At 74.0% G+C, this 3,935-nt stretch carries 3 protein-coding genes; 1 reads left to right on the top strand and 2 read right to left on the bottom strand.

What is annotated here, in order from left to right:
- The first annotated feature begins 446 nt into the window (after positions 1 to 446).
- Positions 447 to 1,064, top strand: coding sequence for a response regulator (locus tag IF99_RS0129905; protein WP_051703769.1), 618 nt, complete (start codon positions 447 to 449; stop codon positions 1,062 to 1,064).
- Between the two features lie 78 nt (positions 1,065 to 1,142).
- Here the strand turns inward: IF99_RS0129905 and IF99_RS0129900 are convergent, their stop codons facing one another.
- Both IF99_RS0129900 and IF99_RS0129895 read right to left on the bottom strand, forming a co-directional pair.
- The gene (locus IF99_RS0129900) at positions 1,143 to 2,252 is read right to left on the bottom strand and encodes a DUF5937 family protein (protein ID WP_031001542.1); all 1,110 of its coding nucleotides are present in this window, start codon (positions 2,250 to 2,252) and stop codon (positions 1,143 to 1,145) included.
- Positions 2,253 to 2,531: 279 nt separating this feature from the next.
- The gene (locus tag IF99_RS0129895) at positions 2,532 to 3,761 is read right to left on the bottom strand and encodes a threonine aldolase family protein (RefSeq protein WP_031001540.1); all 1,230 of its coding nucleotides are present in this window, start codon (positions 3,759 to 3,761) and stop codon (positions 2,532 to 2,534) included.
- Positions 3,762 to 3,935 lie beyond the last annotated feature (174 nt).

Here is a 3,935-nt window from a genome sequence, read left to right as displayed (position 1 = left end):
CGCCCGCTCCTGCCCCCCTCCCACGCCCGCCGCTCACCGCCGCGCACGCCCCGCCCGTGCCCGGCGCCCACCTCGGCCCCGTCCCCGAAGGAATCCCCATGCCGCCCACCCCACCCGCAGGCCCCAGCACCCCCGGCCCGGGCACGCCCGATCCACGCGGCGCCGGTCCCCGCGCCTCGCGCCCAGCCACCTCCCCTCCCGGCGCCCTCGGCTCGGGCCCCGCTGCCCCCGGCGGCTCCACCCCCCACGCCTCCGCCTCCGACCCCGCCGTTCCGAGCGCTCACGGTCCCGGGGGACCCGCCCCCGCGCCCGCGCCCGCGAGCCCAGTCGCCCCCGGCCCGAGCGCACCCAGCGCCGGCCCCGCCGACACCGGCACTCCCGCTCCCTCCGCGCCCATCCGCATCCTCCTCGTCGATGACCAAGCCCTGCTCCGGGCCGGATTCCGGATGGTGCTCGCCTCGCAGGCGGATCTGGAGGTGGTCGGCGAGGCGGGGGACGGGCTGGAGGCGATTGAGGTGCTGGAGCGTGTCGAGGCCGATGTCGTGTTGATGGATGTGCGGATGCCTCGGCTCGACGGGGTCGAGGCGACGCGCCGGATTCACGAGCGGCCTGCCGCGCCGCGCGTGCTGATCCTCACCACCTTCGACCTCGACGAGTACGCCTTCTCCGCCCTGCGCGCGGGAGCCAGCGGCTTCATGCTCAAGGACGTGCCGCCCAGCGAGCTGGTCGCTGCGATCCGCGCCGTGCACAGCGGGGACGCGGTGGTCGCACCGAGCACCACACGACGGCTGCTCGACCGCTTCGCCCCGATGCTGCCCGGCGCCGCCCCCGTCGCCCACCCCGAACTCGACCGGCTCACGGGCCGCGAGCAGGAAGTCATGCGGCTCGTGGCGCAGGGCCTGTCCAACGGGGAGATCGCCGCGCGGCTCGTCCTCTCCGAGGCCACGGTGAAGACCCACGTCGGCCGGGTCCTCACCAAGCTCGGCCTGCGCGACCGCGTGCAGGTCGTCGTCCTCGCCTACGAGACCGGCATCGTCCGCGTCGGCGGTGGCCCCGCCGCCTGAATCGCCTGCCGGTGCGCTCCCTCCCTCCCTTCCGTCAGTTCTCGTCTCCTCCCGGACCAGGGCTTCGCGGCGTCCCGCTCACCTCAGCAAGTGCCCCACGAAGTCCGTGCCCAGCCGGGCCACGAGTTCGAGATCCAGTTCGTGCAGTACGTAACGGCCGCGCCGGTTCGACGTGACCAGGCCCGCCCGCTTCAGCACCGCGAGGTGGCGGGAGATCTCCGGGGCGCTCAATCCGTGCGCCTCCGCGAGCTCCATCGTGCTGTACGCCGAGCGGGAGAGCAGTCGGCACATCCGCATCCGCACTGGGTGCGCGAGGGCCTCCATCCGCAGCGTCAGCTCCTCCACCGTCGGCCCCGGTGGCGGGTCCTGCGCGGCGACCGGGTAGTGCAGCACCGGCTGCCAGCCGTGCCGGTGCAGCACCATCAGGTGCGGGCTGCCCAGTCGCGTCGGCACGAGCGCCAGCCCCTGCCGTCCCGCCGCGGTCCGCGCCGTGGTGAGCTTGTCCACCGTCACGCGGGCCGTCTCCTCGTCGTACGTGAGGGCCGGGGAGGCGTGGGCGAGAGCCGCGCCGAGGCCCTTGCGACGGAGCAGCTCCGCCGTATGCCGCGCGTCGGCCGCGAGCCCCGGCCCCACTCGCCGCCACGTATCGGCGAAGAACGCCTCGTCGCACTCCGCCATCAAGCCCCGGAACCACTCCCGCGCCCAGCCCGGATCGGCGAGGACCCGTTGGGTGAAGTCGACCAGGGCCCGGCCCTGCGCCGCCGCCAGCGTCAGCGTGCGCCGCCTCACCACGGCGTCCGTCAGCGGACTCGGTATCCGCGTCCCGTACGAGGGATCGCACACCGATTCGAGCAGCGCCGCCACGAAGTCCTCGTCCGGCACCCGGTCCAGGAGGTCCAGTTCCCCGGAGAGTGTCTCGGCCGGCTGCGCCTCCTCCTCGGCGGGCAGTCCCGCGAAGGCCGTGAAGACGTCGGAGAACGTCGTACCCCACAGGAACCTCGCCTCCTCCAGCCGGTCGGCCAGGTGCGGGTCGAGACGGGCCGTGGTCGCCGTCACCCACGCCGCGAGCCGTGGATGGTGCCGGGACTCCGTGAAGGCGTGCAGCGCCATGCCCAGCTCCGCCAGCGGCGAGGGCTTCACGCGGACCCGGTCGTGGGGCAGCCCGGCAATGTCGATGATGACGCTCACCGCACCATGGTGCCCCGCCCACGTCCCCTCCCCTCAGCCCGTACCGACCCGTCCCGACCCCACGCCGCCGTTCTCGCGCCGCTGGCACCACGTCCGACCCCGCCCCCGTTTTCGCCTCCCGACCCCCCGATCCGACCCGGCGCCTCGCTCTCGCGGCCCCTGCGCCATGTCCGGGCCCCGCGTCTCCCTTCTCCCGTCCCCTGCGCCACGTCCCGGTCCGACCCCACGCCTCCGTCCGCGGCAGCCTCCGCGCGTCGGGACGCCTCCTCGGCCGATGCCTCAGGCCCGTGGCCGCGCCCCCTCTCCCGCTCGGCCGCCCCCTTCCAGCCGTGCCACGAAGTCGGCGATCGCCTCCTCGATGTCCTCGTCCGGCCACTCCAGCGCCGCCCCGGTCACCGTCACCTCCGTGAACGCGGTTCCGGGGACCTGCTGCTCGTGCCAGGCGCCGAAAAGGCTCTCGCTCCGCTCGTGCGCCTGCGCGATCCCCGCCTCGTCGAGTTCCCGCGCCGCGTACGGCAGCCACAACTGGAACTGATGCGTGTGCGGCACCTCCGGATGCAGCCGGTACCAGGGCACCCCGGACCGCTCCAGGCCGCGCCGCAGCGCCGCCGACACCTCGCGCGCCCTCGCCACGTACTCCGGCAGCCGGGGCAGTTCGCGGTCCAGGCCGATCAAGGCGCTCAGCGCGGTCGGGAACTGCTGGAAGACCTGGCCCCCGTACCGGTGCCGCCAGGCCCGCGCCTCCTCGACGAGCTGCTGAGGACCGGCGAGCACCGCCCCGCCCAGTCCTTCGAGCGACTTGTAGAAGGACACGTACACGCTGTCCGCGAGAGCCGCGATCTCCCGCAGGTCCTTCCCGAAATGCGTCTCCGTCTCCCACAGGCGCGCCCCGTCGAAGTGCACCACCGCGTCGCGCTCCCGCGCCGCGGCCACCACGTCGACCAGTTCCTCCCAGCTCGGCAGGACGAAACCGGCGTCCCGCAGCGGCAGCTCCAGCATCAGCGTCCCGAACGGCTCCTCCAGCGCCGCCACCTCCGCCGCCGTGGGCAACCGCGGTGCTCGCGTCGGGTGCACCGTGCGCAGCCCGCTCACCGTGTGGAGCGCGTCCCGCTCGTGCACCTCCGGGTGTGCCAGGGGGTGCAGCGCGACGACCGGGTTCCCTGTCCGCCCCGCCCAGGCGCGCAAAGCCACCTGCTGCGCCATCGTCCCGGTCGGGAAGAACGCGGCCGCCTCCGTGCCGAGCAACTCGGCGACCCGTTCCTCCAGTTCGGCGACGATCCCGCCGCCGTAGATGTCCACCGGCTCGTCCAGGTCGGCGACCGTACCGGCGAGCAGCGCCAGTTCCTCGATCCGTTCCCTCAGCGAGTCCCGCATCCGCGGTCTGCTCAACGCCCGCCGCGCCGCCCGCTGCGCGTCTCTGCGCCGCCGCTGGAGAGTCACGTCCTCGTCCTGCTCCGCCTCCTCAGCCCGCTCCACAGAGCCCTCCGTCGCCGCCCTCGCCTCAGCCATCGCCGTCGCCTTTCTCGTCCGTCCGCTCGTTCGTTCCGGTCGTTGGATAGATCATGGCAAGCCGTCAAAACGAGCGCCCGAAGTTATCCACAGACGGCGTTGATGGTCGTATCGCCCGATAATCAACCTCCCCCTGTGCCGCCCCGCCCCCGACGCCAGCCCCCACCTCGGCCC

It is taken from the genome of Streptomyces sp. NRRL F-5630, from assembly GCF_000719475.1.
GTDB lineage: Bacteria > Actinomycetota > Actinomycetes > Streptomycetales > Streptomycetaceae > Streptomyces.
The sequence above is the reverse complement of the archived record's forward strand: the minus strand, read 5'-3'. Positions and strand labels throughout refer to the sequence as shown.